This is a genomic window from Rhizobium sp. BK316 (genome assembly GCF_014193695.1).
Classification (GTDB): Bacteria; Pseudomonadota; Alphaproteobacteria; order Rhizobiales; family Rhizobiaceae; genus Rhizobium.
On record NZ_JACHZR010000001.1, the window covers coordinates 1,801,849 to 1,822,753 of the forward strand.

Annotated in this window: 18 protein-coding genes and 1 tRNA gene; 16 read left to right on the plus strand and 3 right to left on the minus strand. The window is 53.4% G+C overall.

From position 1 onward, the window contains the following. Nucleotides 1–114 precede the first annotated feature (114 nt). From FHT87_RS08120 to FHT87_RS31515, 14 genes are read left to right on the plus strand one after another with little or no spacing between them, the layout of a single operon-like run. Nucleotides 115–1,182, plus strand: a complete 1,068-nt coding sequence (locus FHT87_RS08120) for a Gfo/Idh/MocA family oxidoreductase (RefSeq protein WP_183727041.1) — start codon at nucleotides 115–117, stop codon at nucleotides 1,180–1,182. After that, entirely contained in the window at nucleotides 1,175–1,645 is a 471-nt protein-coding gene (locus FHT87_RS08125; protein ID WP_183727043.1) for an acyltransferase, read from the plus strand. Before FHT87_RS08120 ends, FHT87_RS08125 begins: the two co-directional genes overlap by 8 nt. Next, nucleotides 1,642–2,739, plus strand: coding sequence for a DegT/DnrJ/EryC1/StrS family aminotransferase (locus FHT87_RS08130; protein WP_183727046.1), 1,098 nt, complete (start codon nucleotides 1,642–1,644; stop codon nucleotides 2,737–2,739). Before FHT87_RS08125 ends, FHT87_RS08130 begins: the two co-directional genes overlap by 4 nt. Before the next feature lie 4 nt (nucleotides 2,740–2,743). Next, nucleotides 2,744–4,027, plus strand: a complete 1,284-nt coding sequence (locus FHT87_RS08135; protein WP_183727048.1) for an oligosaccharide flippase family protein — start codon at nucleotides 2,744–2,746, stop codon at nucleotides 4,025–4,027. Then, the gene (locus FHT87_RS08140) at nucleotides 4,024–5,460 is read left to right on the plus strand and encodes a hypothetical protein (protein WP_183727050.1); all 1,437 of its coding nucleotides are present in this window, start codon (nucleotides 4,024–4,026) and stop codon (nucleotides 5,458–5,460) included. The genes FHT87_RS08135 and FHT87_RS08140 overlap by 4 nt, the downstream gene beginning before the upstream one ends. After that, nucleotides 5,457–6,080 (plus strand): imidazole glycerol phosphate synthase subunit HisH, encoded by a 624-nt coding sequence (hisH, locus tag FHT87_RS08145; RefSeq protein WP_183727052.1) that lies wholly within the window; start codon nucleotides 5,457–5,459, stop codon nucleotides 6,078–6,080. Before FHT87_RS08140 ends, hisH begins: the two co-directional genes overlap by 4 nt. After that, on the plus strand, nucleotides 6,004–6,849 hold the full coding sequence (locus tag FHT87_RS08150) for an AglZ/HisF2 family acetamidino modification protein (protein ID WP_348647577.1): 846 nt from the start codon (nucleotides 6,004–6,006) through the stop codon (nucleotides 6,847–6,849). Before hisH ends, FHT87_RS08150 begins: the two co-directional genes overlap by 77 nt. Before the next feature lie 24 nt (nucleotides 6,850–6,873). Next, nucleotides 6,874–7,980 (plus strand): N-acetyl sugar amidotransferase, encoded by a 1,107-nt coding sequence (locus FHT87_RS08155; RefSeq protein WP_183727332.1) that lies wholly within the window; start codon nucleotides 6,874–6,876, stop codon nucleotides 7,978–7,980. A gap of 9 nt (nucleotides 7,981–7,989) precedes the next feature. Beyond that, nucleotides 7,990–10,008: an acyltransferase family protein gene (locus tag FHT87_RS08160; RefSeq protein ID WP_183727054.1), complete on the plus strand. Its 2,019-nt coding sequence runs from the start codon at nucleotides 7,990–7,992 to the stop codon at nucleotides 10,006–10,008. Nucleotides 10,009–10,018: 10 nt separating this feature from the next. After that, entirely contained in the window at nucleotides 10,019–11,227 is a 1,209-nt protein-coding gene (locus tag FHT87_RS08165) for a glycosyltransferase family 4 protein (RefSeq protein WP_183727056.1), read from the plus strand. Nucleotides 11,228–11,240: 13 nt separating this feature from the next. Beyond that, nucleotides 11,241–12,272: a polysaccharide biosynthesis protein gene (locus FHT87_RS08170; RefSeq protein WP_183727057.1), complete on the plus strand. Its 1,032-nt coding sequence runs from the start codon at nucleotides 11,241–11,243 to the stop codon at nucleotides 12,270–12,272. Next, a complete protein-coding gene (locus FHT87_RS08175; protein WP_183727059.1) occupies nucleotides 12,269–13,378 on the plus strand; it encodes an NAD-dependent epimerase/dehydratase family protein in 1,110 nt (369 codons plus the stop codon). Before FHT87_RS08170 ends, FHT87_RS08175 begins: the two co-directional genes overlap by 4 nt. A 1-nt stretch (nucleotide 13,379) precedes the next feature. Further along, the gene (gene wecB / locus FHT87_RS08180; RefSeq protein ID WP_183727061.1) at nucleotides 13,380–14,519 is read left to right on the plus strand and encodes a UDP-N-acetylglucosamine 2-epimerase (non-hydrolyzing); all 1,140 of its coding nucleotides are present in this window, start codon (nucleotides 13,380–13,382) and stop codon (nucleotides 14,517–14,519) included. 11 nt (nucleotides 14,520–14,530) lie between these two features. After that, a complete protein-coding gene (locus FHT87_RS31515; protein ID WP_183727062.1) occupies nucleotides 14,531–15,766 on the plus strand; it encodes a glycosyltransferase family 4 protein in 1,236 nt (411 codons plus the stop codon). Between the two features lie 374 nt (nucleotides 15,767–16,140). On the opposite strand, the gene FHT87_RS08190 is transcribed toward FHT87_RS31515, so the two are convergent. Beyond that, nucleotides 16,141–17,535 carry a hypothetical protein gene (locus tag FHT87_RS08190; protein WP_183727064.1) on the minus strand — a complete coding sequence of 465 codons (1,395 nt, stop codon included), beginning with the start codon at nucleotides 17,533–17,535 and terminating at the stop codon, nucleotides 16,141–16,143. Nucleotides 17,536–17,715: 180 nt separating this feature from the next. On the opposite strand from FHT87_RS08190, the gene FHT87_RS08195 reads away from it, so the two are divergent. Next, entirely contained in the window at nucleotides 17,716–18,123 is a 408-nt protein-coding gene (locus FHT87_RS08195; protein ID WP_183727348.1) for a hypothetical protein, read from the plus strand. An 821-nt stretch (nucleotides 18,124–18,944) separates the two neighbouring features. Here the strand turns inward: FHT87_RS08195 and FHT87_RS08200 are convergent. Next, a tRNA-Val gene (locus FHT87_RS08200) sits at nucleotides 18,945–19,020 on the minus strand. A gap of 159 nt (nucleotides 19,021–19,179) precedes the next feature. Between FHT87_RS08200 and FHT87_RS08205 the strand changes: the two genes are divergently transcribed. After that, nucleotides 19,180–19,794 carry a class I SAM-dependent methyltransferase gene (locus tag FHT87_RS08205; RefSeq protein WP_183727334.1) on the plus strand — a complete coding sequence of 205 codons (615 nt, stop codon included), beginning with the start codon at nucleotides 19,180–19,182 and terminating at the stop codon, nucleotides 19,792–19,794. 14 nt (nucleotides 19,795–19,808) lie between these two features. Here the strand turns inward: FHT87_RS08205 and FHT87_RS08210 are convergent, their stop codons facing one another. Further along, a complete protein-coding gene (locus FHT87_RS08210) occupies nucleotides 19,809–20,834 on the minus strand; it encodes an NAD-dependent epimerase/dehydratase family protein (protein WP_183727066.1) in 1,026 nt (341 codons plus the stop codon). Nucleotides 20,835–20,905 lie beyond the last annotated feature (71 nt).

The window sequence follows — 20,905 nt, forward strand, 5'->3', positions numbered from 1 at the left end:
CCACAACAACTCTACGAAAGATCGCGCCTGGCATGCTCTATCAGGTTGCGAAACGCTCAGACGGTGGCTAAGGCAGTAACTCTCAAGAGGAAGTCTCTAGAATTGGATAGGCGCATGCTCAATTTCGCTCTCGTCGGATGTGGTCGGATTGCTGTTCGCCATTCAGAACTCCTGGGCCTCAACCAGATTGAGGGGGCACGTCTCGCCGCAGTCTGTGACATCGTTCCGGAAAAGGCCCGTGCCATCGGAGAGCGGTTCAATGTCCCCTATTTCACCGATATGCATGAAATGATGCGTGAGATTGACGTCGATGCAGTTTCAGTCCTGACTGAAAGCGGCAATCACGCCACCGACGTCATTGCACTTGCAAAATACGGCAAGCCTATCATTGTCGAAAAGCCGATGGCCTTAACTCTTGAGGACGCGGATGCGATGATTGCCGCCTGCGATGCAACGGGGTCGCGATTGTTTGTCGTCAAGCAGAACCGCTTTAACGTCCCTGTGGTCAAGCTTCGCGAAGCGCTTGAAGCCGGCCGCTTCGGTAAGATGGTCATGGGTACGATCCGGGTCAGGTGGTGTCGCGATCAGAGCTACTATGATCAGGATCCGTGGAGAGGGACTTGGGCTATGGATGGTGGTGTTCTGACCAATCAGGCCAGCCACCATATTGATCTGCTTGAATGGATGATGGGCGATGTCGAAAGTGTCTTTGCGAAAAGTACGACCGCGCTTGTCGATATAGAGACGGAAGATACGGCTGTTGTGCTTCTGAAGTTCAAGAACGGGGCACTGGGTCTCATTGAAGCAACCACCGCAACTCGACCCAAGGATCTTGAAGGCTCGATTTCGGTTCTGGGCGCAACAGGAACCGTTGAGATCGGTGGCTTTGCCGTCAACAAGATGAAGGTCTGGAATTTCACAGATGGCCGAGACAATGTCGATGAAATCATGGACAAATACTCGGTCAACCCGCCGAACGTCTATGGCTTCGGCCACCAGATGTATTACGAGCATGTTGTTGATTGCCTGGTGAGTGGCCGGCAGCAGGATGTGGATGGGCGCATTGGTCGCAAGAGCATTCAACTGATCCACGCGATCTACGAATCCATCGAGACCGGCAAGGAGGTATTCCTCCCGGTGGTGCCGCGTCATTCCAAACTCGGGCGCGGCAAGAATGGCTGAACTGACACGCAGAACGGTTGGTATTGCTTCTGACGTCCAGTTCGGTGGCAATGTCACCGTAGTCGAACCCGTCAATTTGTACGGATGCGAAATCGGCAGCGACGTTTTCATCGGCCCTTTCGTCGAAATTCAGAAAAGCGTCTCCGTCGGCTCTGGAACACGCATTCAATCACACAGTTTCATCTGCGAGTTCGTCGATATCGGCAGCGATTGTTTCATCGGTCATGGTGTGATGTTTATAAATGACCTTTTTGCTTCCGGCGGACCGGCCCGTGGTGACAAATCGAAGTGGAAAAGCACCCGGATCGGCGATCGGGTGTCGATCGGGAGCAATGCCACAATTTTGCCAGTTGCCATATGTGATGACGTCGTCGTCGGCGCGGGAAGCGTCGTGACACGCGATATCTCTCAGCCGGGAATCTACGCTGGAAACCCATGTCGTAAACTGCGGAATCTACCATGATAAAATTCCTCGACCTGCACGCACAATATCTTTCGATCAAGTCCGATATCGATAATGCAATCGCCAAGGTCCTGGCGAGCAGCGCTTTCATCGGCGGTCCGAACGTCAAGGAATTCGAGCAGGCCTTTGCCGATTATGTCGGGACTGAATTCTGCATCGGTGTGGCAAATGGGACGGATGCGATCGAGATCGCGCTCGAAGCCCTGGCACTTCCTGGTGGCTCGGAGGTCATCATTCCCGGCAATACCTTTATCGCCAGTTCGGAAGCTGTCACGCGAAGCGGTTTGAAAGTAGTTTTTGCCGATGTCGATCCCGGCAACTATACGCTGACCGCAGAGACGGTGCGGGCAAAGCTCACGCCGCGTACCAGCGCCATCATGGCCGTCCACCTCTATGGTCACCCGTGCGATATGGTTGCCCTTAAGAAGGTTGCGGACGAGCATAGTCTGAAAATCCTTGAGGATTGTGCGCAGGCGCACGGCGCGACGTGCCACGGCAAGACCGTTGGCACGATCGGCGACATCGCCACGTTCAGCTTTTATCCCGGGAAGAATTTGGGCGCCTACGGCGACGCAGGCGCAATCGTGACAGGAGATGCCGATTTGGCAAAGCGTGCCCGCATGATTGCCAATCACGGGCGCGTTGCGAAATATGACCACGACTTCGAAGGGAGAAATTCCCGCCTCGACGGTCTCCAAGCGGCAATTCTGTGTGCAAAGCTGCCGAACCTGCCGGCGTGGACGGAAAGACGTATTGCAATTGCCGATCGCTATATCGCTGAGCTTTCCGACGTACGTGAGATAGTCTTGCCGCGTCGCGCAAATTGGGCCAAGCAAGTCTACCATCTCTTCGTTATCCGAACCGATAGACGAGACCAGTTGAGCGCGTGGCTGGCAGAGAAGGGCATTGAAACAGGCGTCCACTACCCGGTCGCCTTGCCGAAGCTGAAGGCCTACGATTATCTCGGCCAAGGCCAGGAGGATCTTTTCGTCAATCAGGCTGACAAGACGCTTCTCAGCCTGCCGATTGGTGAACACATGTCCGACGCCGACGTTGTGACTGTGTCGACTGCGATCAAATCCTTCTTCGGTTGATTTGATGTTCAACCTGCAGGTCATTCGTTCGGTATTCGTATTCACCGCCACGAATGCATTGGCCTCGGGGCTTCCACTGCTTCTTTTGCCGATCCTAACGCGTGTGCTCTCGCCAGAGGACTACGGCCTCGTCGCTATGTATTCCGTGTTCTTAACTGCACTTGGAGCGCTGACCGGACTGAGCGTTCACGGCGCTGTCGGGATGCGTTACTTTGATCGTGCCGAGATTGATTTCCCCAAATATGTGGGTTCGTGCCTGGCAATATTGGTTGCGACGACGAGTATCGTTTTCGTTTCAGTCACCCTTCTCCAGGTTCCCTTAATCGCTTTGACCAATCTGCCGGGAAAATGGCTGCTGATCGCGGTGTTAACCTCTGGGATGCAGTTCCTCCTGCTGACAATGCTTTCGATCTTCCAGTCTGCAAAGCAAGCCGGCATGTTCAGCCTGCTTCGAATTGGTCAGGCTGTAATTGATGCCTTGTTATCTCTGGTGCTTGTCGTTTCTTTTGGGCTTGCGTGGGAGGGACGGCTCATCGGTATGTCCTTGGCGATCGCCATTCTCGGCGCAATATCGCTGGGGATGCTATTTTACGGTCGCTGGATCGATCTCAATATTCGCGTCGACTACGTGCGGAACGCCTTGAAGTTCGGTGTTCCCCTCGTCCCCCATGTTGTCGGCGGCATGCTTATCGCCATGGTCGATCGGTTGTTGATCACCAATTTTCTCGATCTCGCGAGCACTGGCATCTATATGGTCGCTATCCAAATTGGATTGGGTGTGAATTTGCTTTCGGACGCTTGCAGCCGTGCCGTGTCTCCGTGGCTGATCGAGGCGATTAAGGACAATAGACATCAGAAGAATGTACTCATTGCGAAATTCTGTATGATCTACTTTGCTGCTCTTCTCATCTTAGCGATGATGGTGGGGTTTCTCGCTCCCTGGATCCTTCCGTTCCTTGTTGGCCAGGCGTTTATGAACGCGTCTTCTTTTGTAATGCTCATTGCACTGGGTCAGGCTTTTGGAGGTATGTATCTGGTTGTCGCCAATGTGGTCTTCTATCGCGAAAAGACGGCATATCTTGCGGGCATTACAATATCTTGCGGCATATTGAATCTCGCCCTGGCTTATTTGCTCCTGCATGTCGAAGGCCTGCAGGGTGTCGCCCAGGCCTATGCCGTTGCTCAGCTCTTGATGTTCTTGTCAGTCTGGATTTTTTCGCAAAAGTTGCATCCACTACCATGGTTCGAAGCAGCGCGGACCCTGTTCCGGGGGAGGCGGGTCGCGTGACCAAGGACACTAATCTTACGGAAGCCGAGGTCAGCGCAATCGTGCGCTCATTTGAAGAGCGATGGGATCTTTTCTCGAAAGTCGTTGATGGTGTATGCCTGTGGCAGCTGATCCGCTTTGAAGTATCGTTGCGGAAGCAACGGGGCGGGCTAATTCGCGCTCCCTTGTCGCGCAAGCGACTGGTCATTGGCGTACTTTTCGGTATCCTGCAGTATCTTTTACCGGGCAGACGGTACCACTACCTATGCAAGACCTATGATTCAGCTCATCGCGGAATCCAAGCAGACCAAGCGGTGGACATCTACTTTGACGCCTTGTGTGACGAGATCCATGGAGGGGCTAAGATGTCTTCATACGATGCCGCCGGCTTTGAAGACAGAACCTCTATTGCAATACGTCGTCCAGTCTTTGACGATACGTCTATCATCGTCTTAAGCGCAATTCTCGGGCGTTATTTCCCGTTTAAGTCAACGGATCCGGTCTTCAATCTGCTTGCCGAAGCACTTGGCCAGGAGTTCGGCTACAGTGATTATACGGCTGGACGCTTGGCAAGGCACTACAATGTGTTTCGTTGGCGATCCTATCTTTACGGCTTAGTCCTCAGAAAATTTGCGCCAGCTGTTGTTCTGGTGCCTGACAGCGGGCAATTTGCATTGATGGATGCATGCCGAAACCGGGACGTGGCATTTGTTGAGCTGCAACACGGTGTATTCACCGCGGTTCATCCCAATGTTCTTCCCAAGGAATTGTCGTCTAAGACGGATGTTATCAAGCCTTCGATCCTAGCGGCCTATGGCAATTTTACCCGCGAGGTGCTTCAGGGGACGGCATTGGAAGCGGAAGGCCGGATCGAGGCTGTCGGCGCGCTTTCCATCGAGCGTGCAAGGCTACTGCGCGATTCGATGTTCCAACCGTCTGAAGAGATCAAAGTTACAATCACCACCCAAGGTGTTGCAGCGCAGCAATTATGTCACTTTGTCATTGTATTCCTGCAAAACGCAAGTGTGCCGATCAAGATCCATATTAAGCTTCATCCCGCCTATGACGTCGAAGAGGAACTGTATGCTCAATATCTCGGACACGAACCACGTGTGGAGATCATTTCGGGAAAGTCAACTCGTTCAACCCATGAGTTGATCGCTCTTTCTGATCTGCATTTGAGCATATCCTCAGCTTCGCATTACGATGCACTTGGAATTGGTACGCCGACTGGGATTATTCCTTTTGAAACCTATCAATCGGTTGCCGCGATACTGCAGCATGACGGTGCGTTTCTGGTAGACAATCCCGAAAGGTTTGCGGCAATTGTCTCCAGAAGAGGTTGGCCAATAGTTCCCGTCAAGACAAAGGATCACTTCTTTGCGCAAGGTTTCTTGGGGAATATGACACGGTTGCTGCATCCACAGGCAGAAGGTTACGAAGCGACGAAATGATCGAAATCACCATCATCGACTACGGCACTAGTAATCTTGGTTCCATGCAAAACATGCTCAAGAAGCTGGGTGTCGGTTCGCGTTTCGCAACTACTCCGGAAGATGTGCTTGCTGCGGAGAAGATTATCTTGCCAGGGGTCGGCTCCTTCGATGCGGGCATGCGGACGCTGAAGGCTACCGGAATGATCGAGAGTTTAAATCACGTGGTTCTCGAGAAGCGGGTTCCTATTCTGGGGGTCTGTCTCGGCATGCAGATGTTGGGCGCCGGGAGTGAAGAGGGCGTGGAGACTGGCCTGTGCTGGATCGATGCTCGTGCGATTCGGTTCGACAATGCAAGCAACCCCGAGATGCGCGTACCTCATATGGGCTGGAATGAGGTCGATGTAAGAAAAGTCTCGCCACTGACGGAGGCAACTCCCGGGCGGCCGCGGTTCTATTTTGCCAACTCCTACCACGTCGTTTGCAATGACCCCGCAGACGCCCTGTTGGAAACCGAATACGCTGGCCTGCGCTTTACATCGGGCATCGAAAGAGGCCACATTCGTGGCGCGCAGTTCCATCCTGAAAAGAGCCATCGCTACGGAATGTGGTTGCTCAAGAATTTTGCAGAAAATTGCTGAGGTTGAGATGCTCGCGACAAGGGTAATTCCCAGTCTGCTCCTAAAAGGTTCCGGGCTCGTCAAGACGACAAAATTCAAGAACCCCGTTTACATCGGCGATCCGATAAACGCGATCAAGATCTTCAACACCAAGGAAGTTGATGAATTGGTGCTTCTGGATATCACCGCGTCGAAGGAGGGCCGGGGGCCTGCGTTTGAAACGATCAGGAACATTACAAATGAGTGTTTCATGCCGCTTTCCTATGGCGGCGGCATTCGATCGATCGATGATATTCGCGCGATCCTGAAGGCAGGTATCGAGAAGATTGTCGTCAATCATGCGGCGATCGCTGACCCGGAGCTCATCAAGAAGGCCGCAACGGAGTTTGGAAGCCAAGCCGTCATTGTCTCCATCGACGTGAAGAAGTCACTGTGGGGAGGTTACCAAGTCTATTCCTCAAGCGGTGCAAAGGTTTCGGAAAAAGATCCGGTTCGATGGGCCAGAATGGTTGAAGGACTGGGGGCCGGCGAGATCTACCTCACCGCCGTTGACAATGAAGGCACAATGAAAGGTTACGATCTGGAACTTATCCAGTCTGTTTCCAGTGCGGTTAGAATTCCGGTTATTGCCTCGGGTGGCGCCGCTACGATAGAAGACTTTCGAATGGCAAAATCTCAAGGCGGAGCTTCCGCTGTGGCCGCTGGTGCCATGTTTGTTTTTCAGGGGCCGCATCGTGCGGTTCTCATCACCTATCCGCCTCGCGATGCGCTGGAGCGCGCGCTCGGCTAAGCTGCTTTCAGGAGATCCGTGCCGATGATCGTTTGCACGCGTTGCATCATGGACACGACCGACCCCGACATCAAGTTTGACGCTGATGGGGTCTGCAACCATTGCTATCGGTATGACACCGTTTCCAAGACCCGCCTCGTCGCAGCGGAGGAACGCGAAAGCCGGTTGAATGCCTTGGTGAGCGAGATCAAGCAGGCCGGTGCCGGCAGGGACTACGATTGCGTCATTGGTGTGAGCGGCGGCGTCGATAGCACCTATGTCGCCTGGCTCGTGAAGGGCCTTGGATTGCGTCCGTTGGCCGTTCACCTCGACAACGGCTGGAATTCCGAGCTTGCTGTCGCCAATATCGAAAAGACCCTGAAAACCCTGAATATCGATCTGCACACACACGTGCTCAACTGGGACGATTTTAAGGATCTACAGCTGTCCTTTCTCAAAGCCTCAACGCCTGACGGAGAGGTGCCGACCGACCACGCGATATTTGCGCTCCTTTACAGATTTGCCGCGAAATATGGGTTGCGCCACGTTATTACTGGCACGAATGTAATCTCAGAGGCGATTCTTCCCGAGAAATGGGGCTACGGCTACTTTGATTGGCGCTATGTTAAGAGCGTCCACCGCAAGTTTGGTAGTGCGAAACTCAAAAACTATCCTCACTTCTCGCTGTTGGATTTATTTTACTACGTTTTCTTAAGAAAAATACGGATGGTTTCCGTCCTGAATTTCGTTGAATACGACAAAAAGAAGGCGATGAGAGTTTTGGGGGATGATCTTGGTTGGGTGTATTATGGTGGAAAACACTATGAATCCATATATACACGCTTCTACCAAGCGTATATTCTCCCGCGGAAATTCAATATTGATAAGCGGAAGGCTCATTACTCGAATTTAATACTGTCTGGACAAATGACTCGCGACGAAGCCATCGAGGCGATGCTGCAGCCCGTCTACCCGGCACACATGCTGGAAGAAGATCGGGAGTACACGATCAAAAAGCTCGGCATGGCGGAGGAGAGCTTTGAGGCGATGATGCAGGCTCCGTGCAAGACGTTTGAAGATTATCCGAACAGTCACGGCTTCTTCGAGTTTGCCAAGAAGGTGGTGAACGCGACGCGTCAATATATCGGCTGATCCGTTCCGATGCGCTATAGACCCGAAATCGACGGCCTGCGGGCGATATCCGTTGTCGCAGTCGTTATTTTTCATGCAGAATTCTTCTGGCGGGGCAAGCAAATTCTCCCGGGAGGATATCTCGGGGTCGACGTATTTTTTGTCATCTCCGGCTATCTGATTACCAGCATTCTTCTCGATGAGTTGGCTGGCGGTCGAGTGGATTTCTCGCGTTTTTATATGCGCCGCATTCGACGTATCTTGCCCGCTCTTTACGTCGTTATCGGCATTTCGACACTGGGTGCTATTTGGCTTCTTCCACCGGATTCGCTGAAGGAGTTTTCGCGAAATGGCTTGGCCGCTCTGTCTTTTGTCGCAAATATATATTTATGGCTGACGCAGGATTATTTCTCTGAGGCGGCTGGTCTTTCAAGCCTCCTCCATCTCTGGTCGCTTTCTGTCGAGGAGCAGTTCTATGTCGCCTACCCGCTGTTGCTTGGTCTCATTTATGGATTTAGTCTTGGGAAGCCTGCAAAATATCTGATCTGTCTTAGTGCATTTTTGCTTTTTCTCGCGCTTGGATTTCAACATTCGCAACCTGCGGATGTGTTTTATCTTGTCCAATTTCGCGCATGGGAGCTGTTAGCCGGCTCTATAGTCGCTGCTGTTCTTCGGCATCGGGCGCCACTCGTTCTAACTGGGTTGTCGGGGAGCTGGCTTTTTCCGCTGCTTGGAGGCATGGCACTCCTGGCGGCTTTCGTTTTCGGTCAACCATTGGGCCTTACCGGTTACGCCTTTACCGTGCTTTCAATTTTCGGCGCCTGCAGCATTATAGCTTTCGCAGGGAGCGGCGATTTGATGAGCCGCCTGCTCTCATCCCAGCCTTTCGTTGGCATCGGGCTCGTTTCCTATTCCCTCTACCTTTGGCATCAGCCGATATTCGCTTTTGCTCGTCATTACGCCATCGGCGAAATTTCGTATTTCCAGCGAGTTCTGTTAATCGCGACCGCAGTGGCCATGGCGATTTTGACCTGGTTGCTTGTTGAAAGGCCGTTCAGAAAACCGAGTTCGTTCAGCAATATGACTGTGCTGGTGACGTGCGCCGCGACCACTGTGGTCCTTGCGATCGTCTTGTCGGTAAATCTGATCACCGACGGGTTGCCACAACGCTACACAGCAGATCAGCAAGAAATGATTTCAGTGTCAGCTGAACGCGGGACATTGAGCCTCAAGGGGCAAGACTGCAAATCGGCATCGATTGAAAAGGCTTGCATGATTGGCTTACGGAGCGTTCCTCCTACGTGGGCGGTGCTCGGTGACAGTCATGCCGAGACCCTTTCGGACGCATTGTCGCGGCTTTTTGAAACGCTTGGTGTGTCCGCCGAAATGCTCACCTATCCTGGCTGCCCGTATGTATTGGGCGTCGATCCTGTCTATACGCCGGAGCACTGTGCGAATTTTGCAAGCGCCGTTTTGAATAAGCTAAGGCACGACCGCATCACCACCGTCGTGATAAACGATCGGATCAACGCCTATATGGAAGGGACTCGGTTTGACAACCGTGAGGGTGGCGTAGAACCGGGTCAGCCGATCCCGGTGGAGGTAAAGGGGGTAACGCCAGCAAACGAACTCGACCGTATCTTTGGAGTCCAAGGCGCGCTTTCGAGCACGATACAGACCTTGCTCGATAATGGACTGACCGTGATCTACATCGCGCCAGTACCGGAGGTCGGCTGGAACGTGCCCCATACAGTACTCAAACTGACAGCGACAGGAGCATTGCCGCTTACCACGGCGCGGCAAGCCTATCTTGATCGCACTCGAAGAGTGTACGACGTTCTGCAGAGTTTTGACGGCCGCTCGAACTTTCTCGCAGTCTATCCGGACGATGTTTTCTGTAGCAAGGAAAGCGGGCGCTGCATCACCCATACCGCCAACCGATTGCTGTACACGGACACGGACCATCTTAGCCGGGAGGGCGCTACCATGCTCGTTGATTATATGACAGAGCAGCTACGGAAGTCTCGCATGATTCCAGCGGAGCGATAGGACGGCAGACGTGAAAGTCCTCTTCATACATATGATCGGCACCTTCGGCGGTGCCTCACGCAGCCTCACGGAGGCTGTTCGGGCATTTCCGTCGACTGTCGAGCCGCACTTCGTCACCCCCCGTGGCACCGTCATGCCGTTTTTCAGCAAGCTGGGAAAGGTTATCGCTGTCCGTGGTTTGAGCCAGTTCGACAATACCCAGTATGGCTATTATCGGGGCGCGCGATGGATTGTCCTCTTGAGAGAAATTCTCAACATTCCCGCAACCATCGCGGCAATCAGGAACGCTCATCGCCAATGGCCTGACATCGATCTGATCCACATCAACGAGTTTACCGGCATTTTCCCGATGTGGATTGCAAAACGACTCTATCAGGTACCAGTCGTGGTCCACGTCCGTTCTGTAGCACGTAGCGATGATCGTTCCTGGCGCACCAGGTGGGTGAATTCGTTTTTGCGGCGAAACGCCAGTGCTATCATTGCAATTGACGAAACGGTTCGTCAAAGCCTGCCCGCAGACTTGGACGTGGAGGTTATTCACAACGCCTTCACGCCGAAGCCAGTTGCTGATCCCGATCCCGCCTTTCGAGCTGCTATAGCCAAAACGCGATCGGGCTCGCTGAAAGTTGGCTTTGTTGGCAACCTTTTGAAGGTGAAGGGTATCCTCGATTTGGTCGAGGCGGCGCGGATCATCAGAGATAGCGGCATTGACGTCGAATACGTCGTTATCGGCGATGACGCTCGTTCCTCAAAAACGCTGCGTGCAAGGATCCTTAGCGTTCTTGGAATCAACCAAAATATCCGGGCAGAAGTGGAGCAGCGGCTGCATAGCTACGATTTGGCCAAGGACTTTCATCTGGTTGGGTTCATGTCGGATATCGCTCAAGCCTATCGGTCCATTGATGTGTTGTGTTTTCCATCGCACTACAACGCTCCGGGTCGTCCGGTATTTGAGGCAGCATTCTCCGCCATTCCGAGCATTGTTGCCGTGACGAATCCGACCAAGGACACTCTGGTCGACGGGAAAACGGGATTGGCTGTTCCGCCACATGATCCCAAGAGGCTTGCGGCTGCGATTTCCACTCTCGCGAATGATCGTGACCGGTCGAGAAAAATGGGTTTGGCGGCCTTTGAACTCGCGAAGAGTAATTTCAGCGTGGATCAAAACGCTTTGAAGCTATATGCGGTATTCCGTCGATGCCTAGGATTGTCTGAATAGAGAAGTGGAAGAGATGTTTACAGACGCTTGTCTCCTGATCACCGGTGGCACTGGTTCGTTCGGCCATGCTGTGATGCGCCGTTTCCTGGACAGCGAAATACGTGAGATCCGCATATTCAGCCGTGATGAGAAGAAGCAGGATGACGTTCGCAAGGCGTTCAATAATGACAAGCTTAAGTTCTACATCGGCGATGTGCGAGATTATTCAAGTGTTCTGAACGCTACGCGCGGCGTCGATTATATCTTTCACGCAGCAGCGCTGAAGCAGGTCCCGTCATGTGAGTTTCATCCGCTTGAAGCGGTCAAGACGAACGTGCTCGGCACCGAAAATGTCCTGGAGGCTGCTATCACCAACGGCGTCAAGCGTGTTGTCTGCCTAAGCACGGATAAGGCGGTCTATCCGATTAACGCCATGGGAATTTCCAAGGCGTTGATGGAAAAGGTCATGGTTGCCAAGTCGAGAAATCTCAACAACGGCACCGTCATCTGCGGCACTCGTTATGGCAATGTCATGGCTTCCCGCGGATCGGTTATTCCGCTTTTTGTCGAGCAGATCTTGGCGGGAAAGCCGCTGACGATCACGAACCCCGCGATGACGCGGTTTATGATGACGCTCGATGATGCCATCGATCTTGTTCTCTATGCATTCGAGCGTGGCAGCAACGGTGATATCTTCGTCCAGAAAGCGCCGGCAGCCACGATTGGGGTACTTGCGGAAGCTATCAGGGCGATCATGAATATGCAGTCCCATCCCGTGCATGTCATGGGAACCCGCCACGGCGAGAAACTCTATGAAACGCTTCTAAGCGCCGAAGAGATGGCCTCGGCGGAGGATCTTGGCGATTATTTCCGCGTCGTACCCGACCTTCGGGATCTGAATTACGCGAAATATGTCGAAGAGGGCGAGGCGAAGATTTCCGAAAGCCAGGATTACAATTCACACACGACGACACGGTTGGATGTCGACGGCATGATCAAGCTGTTGCATAAGCTCAGCTTCGTCGAACAGATGCGGGCAGGCAAACCGGTAAGGTTTGATGTATGAGTGCGACAGTTACCATCACCGGTGCAAACGGCTTTATCGGCGCAAATCTGGCTGTGCGGCTTCGAGAACTGGGTTTCGGCGTCAGAGAGCTCGCCCGAGATTTTGATGTTGCAAAAATGGCAAGCGTACTCGATGGGACCTCTATGGTTTTTCACTGCGCCGGGGTCAACCGGCCGGTAGATGATACTGAATTCGAGAGCGGCAATGTCGGTCTGACGGAACGTCTGTGCCAAGCGCTCGAGTCCCTCGAAACCGCAATTCCGATCATCTACACCTCATCGATCCAGGCCATGAGGGACAACCCTTACGGACGCAGCAAACACGACGCAGAAGAGGTCATTCGTGCTTATGCCAGCAGATCGGGTGGGAGATACGCCATCTATCGTCTGCCGAACGTCTTTGGCAAATGGAGCCGGCCTGCCTACAATTCTGTAGTGGCGACATTCTGTCACAATATTATTAATGGCGAGCCGATTGCGATCCACGATCCTGAAGCAGTGATCCATCTAGTCTACATCGATGATTTGGTTGCAGACTTCATCGATCGCTTGGAGAACGGTCTGCCTACAAGCGGATACGCGACTGTTGAGCCAGTGTATTCGACAACCGTTGGGAAACTGGCAGAACAGTTGGAGGCGTTCAAGGCCAGTCGAGAGACACTGACTCCCGGCGGGGTCGGCAACGGGCTGCAGCGAGCTCTTTATGCCACGTTCCTTTCATTCATGAAGCCCGAGCATTTCGCATACGATCTCGTCACTCACCGCGATCCGCGGGGCGAGTTTGCAGAAATGCTTCGGACGGAAAATGCCGGCCAGTTTTCATTCTTTACGGCCCATCCTGGCGTGACCCGCGGCGGACACTACCATCATACAAAGAATGAGAAGTTTCTTGTTGTCCAAGGCAAGGCGCAGTTTCGGTTCCGCCACGTCTTGAGCAATGAGACGGCGGAGCTTTTCACTGACGGCAGCACTCCTCGTATTGTCGAGACTGTCCCAGGCTGGGTACACGACATTACCAATGTCGGCAGAGACACAATGATCGTCCTATTATGGGCGAACGAAACCTTCGATCCGCAAAAGCCAGATACAATCGTCAAGCAGGTCTGAAATGCCAGAGAAGAAATTGAGAGTTCTGACGGTTGTAGGGACGAGACCCGAAATTATCCGGTTGTCGCGCGTCATCGCCAAATTGGACGAGCACTGTGATCATATACTCGTCCATACTGGGCAAAACTACGACTACGAATTGAACGAGATATTCTTCAACGATCTCGGTGTTCGCAAACCAGACCATTTCTTGAACGCTGCAGGAAAGAACGCGGCCGAGGCCATTGGAAAGATTATCGCTACCTGCGATGACGTCCTGGAGACCGTCCGGCCCGAAGCCCTGTTGGTTTTAGGGGATACCAATAGTTGTCTGTCCGTGATTGCTGCAAAAAGGCGAAAGATCCCGATTTTCCACATGGAGGCCGGAAATCGATGCTTCGATCAGCGCGTACCCGAGGAGATCAACCGCAAGATTGTTGATCATACCGCCGATATCAATCTGACCTATTCGACCATCGCGCGCGAATACTTGCTGCGCGAAGGCTTGCCGCCCGACCGTGTGATAAAGACGGGCAGCCCGATGTATGAAGTTCTCAATCATTATATGCCTTCAATTGAAAAGTCTGATGTCTTGAGCCGGTTTGGATTGGAGCCGCGGGGATATTTTGTGGTGAGCGCTCACAGAGAGGAAAATATTGAGCCCGAAGTCAGTTTTAAAAAACTGGTTGAGGTCTTGAATGCAGTTGCGGAGCGCTATGCCATACCGTTGATCGTCTCCGCCCATCCACGAACGCGAAAGCGCATCGACGCGGCCGGACTCCCGTTTCACCCTCTGATCAATATATCAAAGCCACTCGGCTTTTTTGACTACGTCAACCTTCAGCAGAATGCGCGCGTCGTATTGTCTGATAGCGGCACGATCAGTGAAGAGGCATCAATTCTCAATTTTCCTGCGTTGAATATTCGCGAGGCGCATGAGCGGCCTGAAGGAATGGAGGAGACCGCCGTAGTTATGACGGGGCTGTCGCAAACTCGAATTCTGCAGGCGCTCGATGTGGTTGAAGCACAGCACTCGTCCACAAGTCGGGCGTTCAGACTTGTGTCTGACTACAGCATGCCAAATGTCGCCGACAAGGTTGTCAGGATCATTTATAGCTATACGGATTACGTGAATCGTGTCGTCTGGCGTACGGCTGAGTAGCCCGGACCGCTGTGAAGATCCTCGTCGTCACACAGTATTTCTGGCCGGAAGGGTTTAGGATCAACGATCTTGTGACTGGCCTCGTTGATCGCGGGCATGAGGTCACCGTGCTGACTGGAAAACCCAACTATCCCTCCGGCAAAATCTTTCCAGAATATCTGCAGGATCCTTCCGCATTCGCCAGCTATAACGGGATTCCGGTTGTCAGGGTGCCTATGTTAGCAAGGGGCGTGCGGGCGATCACTTTGTTATTGAATTATGCAAGCTTCGCGCTCTGTGGCTCCTTTTTTGGCGCGTTCAAGCTGCGGGGGAGGAAGTTTGACGCAATATTCGTCTTCGAACCGTCGCCTATTTCTGTTGGCTTTCCCGCAATAGTTCTGCGGTGGTTGAAAAAAGCACCAGTTGCTTTTTGGGTATTGGATTTGTGGCCTGAGAGCCTGGAGGCCACCGGCGTCGTTCGCTCTAAATTCGTTCTGAAGCAAGTCGGGAAGATCGTCAAATTCATCTATGACCGTTGCGATTTGATACTTGCACAATCACGCAGCTTCATCCCCGAAATTGCTCGCTTCGATCAATTGCCAGACAAAATAACCTATTTTCCAAGCTGGGCCGATAAAGTTGACCGCAATATTGAGGAGGAGCCAGCTTCCGAAATTCCTGCGGATAGAGAAAAATTCACCATTGTCTTCACTGGGAACATTGGGGAGGCTCAAGATTTCGGCGCCGTTCTCGATGCTGCGGAATCGTTGAAACATAACAAGGCGGTTCGCTGGATCATTGTCGGTGACGGAAGGATGGCTTCTTGGGTCCGCGAGGAAGTAGAGCGTCGCCAATTACAAGATTCCGTTCTGCTTCCGGGCCGTTTTCCGCTTGAGCGGATGCGATCCTTTTACATGCATGCCGATGCATTGCTCGTTTCGTTGAAAGCAGAGCCGATTTTCGCGATGACTATTCCCGGAAAAATGCAATCGTATCTTGCCGAAGGGCTACCCATCCTTGCCATGCTAAATGGTGAGGGCGCGGATGTCCTAAGCCGCGCCGGTGCTGGACTCGCTTCTCCCGCGGGCAACGGGGCAGCGTTAGCTGAGTCTGTGCTCAAGATGATGAGCATGAGTAATCACGATCGGTCTCAGATGGGTCGCAATGGATTTATGCTCAGCGAAAAGGATTTCAACAGGGATAGTCGTATCGACGAGTTGAGCGCTCTCTTGGAGAGTCTACGCTTTGCTCAGCACACCATGCATTAAATAGCTCGTGACGGCCGCCGGCGTCGGCAAAAAAAGCTCGCCGAAGCGGGCTAGTCTCTGGGGGAATTAACAGGGAGTGGATCGCACGCCCCGGCCGGGGCGAGCAGTATGCGAAATACATTGCTGCGCAATCCTTGCTCTCAACTTCGACAGGCGGGCAAGGTTCCGAGGAGTTCAATGATGTCTCCGTTTAAGGCGATTCAGAAGGTGTATCGAGGGCAGGCACCACGTTAACGAGCCGGCCTGTTTTTGGGGCGTGAATTTCGGGCCACTGAATTGGTTCGCCTATGTCGGCGGTCAATGCTAACATGAGGCCGACAACGCAGGCACCTACGACAGCGATAGCAGAGATGCGAACCATAATCGTCCTCCGGCTAGGTTTCCGTTTTGTATAAGCGTTGTTCCTCGTCTCCGCATGCTTTGCTGCATGAGAAGACTTGAGACCCGTTACTGATGAAAAGGAATGCGAGGGCGAACATGCCGTTGCTGGGGTGGAAGATACTGCCCCAACTCATCATAAGCCACACCATTACGGACAGGACTGCGACACCCCAAATGTCGTTCTCTTTGGCGTGGCTATAGCACCGCTCGATCAAGAATATGATGATCCCGAAAGCGGGGATGCCGTATGTCGCCACCATGCGGGTGAGGAATGAGACGGAGTCCGACCGCATCTGTCCTGCGTTGATAATATTCTTGAGCGCGCTAACCGCTAATTCACTGCCTTGACCCATAAGGTAAGGGCTGCTCCAGAACAGTTTCAGATGCTCGCTCCATAGCCATGGACGGTACATCTGGCGATATATATCCGCGACAGACATGCCGGCCTGTCCGCGAAGAAACATTCGGGACACGATGCTCCAGTCTTGCAGCGCATATAAGAGGATTGGCGATAAGGCAACCAGGATGGTAATTCCGATGGTCATAAAAAGCGCAACAGCAACTCTGAGGCGCGGGCGCTGCGGCAATAGGCTCATTATTGCTATTGTTGCGGAGAATAGTGCAAAACTTACGAAAACAGCTCGAACGAATGACAATGTCGCGAAGTAGAGTGCGGATGCCGCCGTCGCGACCTCCAACGGGTTTGGACGGAAGCGTCTGACAATCACCAGGAGGATCATGAGCGAGAATATTCCAGATGTGGCGATGTTTGGAGTGGCCGAGATGCGCCACGGCTGGAATGCGACTGCAGTTTGATTCGGTAAAATACCCCACGCGTTGATGTTTAACCCATCTCGATCTTGTTCGGGCAAAGCAAGTTCAGAACTACTCCCTTCGGCAGCTTCAGGCGGATCTAGTGGCTGCATCAGCCACGGGTGATCCTCATAGGAAGGCTGCATCAAAAAGGAGATGCAGCCGGCGCCGTAGAATATCAAGGCCAGAGCGAGAAGCGCTCGGGCGCTGATTCTCACCTCATCTCGGCACGCCCATCCTGCGACCCACACGATCAGAAAGATTGGTGGGACGGCTCCAAAATCCCGCTGGATCATTAACCAGACGGCGCTGACAATTCCGAAAAAGGCTATTGGCCGCGCCTTCCCGAAAAGCAGGTTCTCGAGTGTCTGCCTGAAGCGAAGCAACGGCATTAAAAGACTGGGACCAACAACTAGCCAATAGACAACATCGCCGCGCGAGATGATTTGTTCCTGCCCAATGAAGATAGCCATGGATAGGGAGATCGCGATGAAGGCAAGAACGTCTCCGCCTTGCTTGTACCAAGTCCATACGCCGGTCGCTGGACGAGGAAGATAAATTGCTAGATCTGCCACGATGTCTCCCAAAGGTGCGTAACAAATTGCATTCAGCTGTGCTCGACGAACGCCACTGCACGTTGTTATCGCAAATGCTAACTCTCGCTGCAAGCGTAGATATTAGATACCGCTTAAGCGAAGCGCTCTGCAGAACTTCGCAGCGATATCTCAACTCGACGGTGGACGGAGAAAAACACCATGGGGTTGAAAAGCTGGCTACGGACAGATCTGAAGGGGCGGGTGGGGATTCTGCCGGCAGCAGAGGATGGGCCAGACCCTTTGCCATACAGCCCAATGTTCAAACGGCGAAACCTCGACAATGCTCCGGCCGTTTCTCGCAATCATCCGGATCGTTCTTTGTGCGGCCTTTTCCTTCAGCATGCCGAGGCGAGTGCGCCGGTGAAACTGCATGGCATTGAGAGGGCAGGAACAAGGATGGCAGACGACATGAGCAACAACAATGATGCCCACCGTGTCTATGCGGATGCCATCACCGCCGAGCTTGGCGAGTGGGTCACCAACCTCGGGTGCCGGCAAACGGGCCTTGAGTCGGAGGTGCGATCCGGCTTCAAGAACATCGATTGCATTTGCAGCTGCATTCAGTGAAAGTTCGGAGTTCTCGTGAGGCGCTCCTACACTGACAAGGCTGGTTCTAAGGATCGTGGCGCTCTTTAAGACATCCGGTCCTCCCAACACAGACAAGCCAAGTTCGGAAAATAGCGCCAGTGGTTGAAGGCCATGCGATCGCTTATCTGAAATGGGCCTCTCTCAGCTTGTTGTAGTGCGCCTCGGCCGCTCGGGAAGCCTCCCGCGCGGAGTCTGCCCAGCGCCGCTGCGACGTAATTCTGTGTCGGACCCAACACGCAAATCCGCCGTTCTAGCGCCTCAGGTCGGTTCTGTTTGCTGTGCCGGTGTCCAGCCGGATCGGCCGATGATCGCCTCCCCCGTCATAACCGCAGAAATCCTGCTTCGTCGGCCCAGGTTTCGAGCCACGCTTGTTTCGGCCGATGGTCGGAGGACATTTCGTTATGCAGCCGCGCAGCGCTCTTCGGTGGTTAACAAGGAGGTCACCGCGCGGCCCATCCGCCTGGGCGAACCGAAAATTAGAGGGCGTAGCCCTGGTCGCGGGATCTCTCGTACAGATCCTCAGAGGCCGTATCGAATATCGCCGCCGAAGTAGGTTCCGATGCTCATCGAGCTGTCGGCTTCCCACGAGATATCGTTCGGCATGGTGTCCATTGCCGTCATCTTTCCGCGGTGCGTTTTAGAAGTTCTGGTTATGTTCTCATCGGCAAGGAGTAAAGCGGGCACCGAGGACTAAAGAAAACTCTTCCCCTTCAGGACTTTTAGCGCCGCCTCGACCTCTGCATTGGATGAATGGCTCACGTACCAAATTCAAGGCTAGAAGACTTTGGATTTCAAGGGAATGGTGGGCGATGAGAGACTCGAACTCCCGACATCCTCGGTGTAAACGAGGCGCTCTACCAACTGAGCTAATCGCCCTCGATGCTCTGTGTCATCGTTCGGTGCAGCGTCTCTAACGATATTGAGAAAGAACCGCAAGTCTCTTTTTGAGTTTTTGCGCAATTTGCTTGGAAGCGCTGCTCTTCCCCATAGCGGGCATTCTCTGTAGAGGTGCGGTTGAAAAAAATCGGAGCGAAAATGACGACGCGAGAGCAGCGAGCGGCCCTTCGGCAAAGCACCCCCCGGACCTTTTTGGATTACGTCCACACCGAGCATGCCAGATTGCTGCCCGATCGCGGCAAGCTTCTCGACAATTTACCGAAAGGTGGGATCGTCGCTGAATTGGGTGTCGCTGAGGGCGCCTTTAGTGAGCAGATCCTGGCGCGCAACCAGCCACAGCAGCTCAACCTCGTTGATCCCTGGAATATGGACCGCTATTCCGAAGGTCTCGAAATCATCAATCACAAATTCGGATCCGAGATCGCCGAAGGTCGCGTTATGATTCGACAGGGCACGTCGCTCGATATGCTGTCCCAGTTCGATGACGAGACCATCGATTGGATCTATATCGATACCGATCATTCCTTTGCGCTGACATGGGACGAGTTGCTGCTCGCAAACCGGAAGGTGAAGCAGGATGGCCGGATTGCCGGGCACGATTTCTGCACGGGGAACACCGTCAAACCCGTGATCTACGGGGTTGTCGAGGCGGTCAACAAGTTCTGCGTCGAATATGGCTGGCGCTTCGAGTTTCTGACACTCGAGCCGGATGCTCACTTTTCTTATTGCCTCAAGCGGATTGGTGCATCGTAACTGCCATCAGCAGCTTATATATCAATCGCGCCGAGTCCTTGCTTGGCTTCCAGATACCACTCGACGAAAGCCCTCGTGCCCGTTTCTAAAGGGGTGTTCGGCTGATAGCCTGTCAGGGCATGGAGAAGATCGGGGCTCGCGAAGGTGCGCGGCACATCGCCTTTCTGCATGGGAAGCATGACGCGTTTTGCTTTGTGCCCCATCGCATTCTCCACCTTCTCGATGAAGTCCATGAGGCTCACCGGTTGCCCGCCGCCAATATTGACGATCCGGAAGGGCGCCTTATGCGAAAGGGTTTCAATTCCGTTGTCAGTAACGCGGTTGCCTTCTGACGGAATGACGTCTGACAACCTGACCACGGCTTCAACCAGATCGTCGATATAGGTGAAATCGCGGCTCATATTGCCCTTGCCGTAGATCTCGATTGGCTTGCCCTCGATCATGTTCTTGACGAATTTGAAGAGGGCCATGTCCGGCCGGCCCCACGGGCCATAGACGGTGAAGAAGCGGAAGGCCGTGGTCGGAATCTTGTAGAGATGCGAATAGCTGTGCGCCATCAGCTCCATCGACTTCTTGCTGGCGGCATAGAAGCTCAATGGTTCGTCGGCACGGTCGGTTTCGTGGAAGGGGACGGTCGGATTTGCGCCGTAGATCGATGAGGTCGAGGCAAGCATGAGATGACGCAGGTCAATGCGGCTCGCCAGCTCCAGAATGTTCCAGGAGCCCTCGATGTTCGAACGCAGATAGGCCTGCGGGTTTTCGATGCTGTAGCGCACTCCGGCTTGTGCTGCCAGATGAATGAGAACATCCGGTTTTGCCGCTAAGACCGCGGTTTCCAGCGCTGCCTTGTCTTCGAGCATGGCGATGAAGGGGCGGAAGGCAGGATATTGCGCCAGTGCCGCATGGCGCATCTCCTTCAGCCTGACATTGTAATAGGGTGTCAGTCCGTCGAAGCCGGTTACTTCATGCCCATCCTGCAGCAGTCGGCGGGCCAGATGAAAGCCAATGAAGCCTGCCGTTCCCGTAATGAAGTAGCGCATTTCTACCTTTTTCTCGGGTCTCCCGCCGGTGGCAAAGAACCGAATCCGTATTTGATCGCTTCCCTTACCGG